Raw genomic sequence first — 416 nt, forward strand, 5'->3', positions numbered from 1 at the left:
ATTTATCCTTTATATTCATTTCTATAGATTGTTACAACAAAAATTCATATCAAGTTATTGTAAAAATAAATTATAAGGTTCTTTGTAAAAAGAAGTTTCTTGGTTTATCAAGCAATTTCATCAAGAAGTGCATCGAGTTTTTCTGGAGGAAGTTTAAAAATTTTTACTTCTTTACTGTAGATAAGAAGGGCTTGGATATTTTTATTGGGATGAATAGCTTGTAGCAATTTTCGGTAAAGAGCCATTTGCAACAAATAGTGTGGGGCAATAGCAGCTTCGTTTTCTGGTGGTACACCTGTTTTAAAATCAGCAAAGATAATGCTATTTTGTGTGATATATAAACGGTCAATTTGGCCGGAAACTACTTGTTCTTTTCCATGAATTTTTACAATGCCCATTAAGGAAACTTCGGCACG

General features: G+C 31.7%; 1 protein-coding gene. It reads right to left on the minus strand.

The features are described 5' to 3' along the window. Positions 1 to 107: 107 nt before the first annotated feature. Positions 108 to 416 (minus strand): PD-(D/E)XK nuclease family protein (locus J7R10_RS09025; RefSeq protein ID WP_208436504.1); only part of this gene is annotated, 309 nt, incomplete at its 5' end.

Origin of the sequence: Bartonella vinsonii subsp. berkhoffii ATCC 51672 (assembly GCF_902825225.1) — a bacterium.
Lineage (GTDB): Bacteria > Pseudomonadota > Alphaproteobacteria > Rhizobiales > Rhizobiaceae > Bartonella > Bartonella berkhoffii.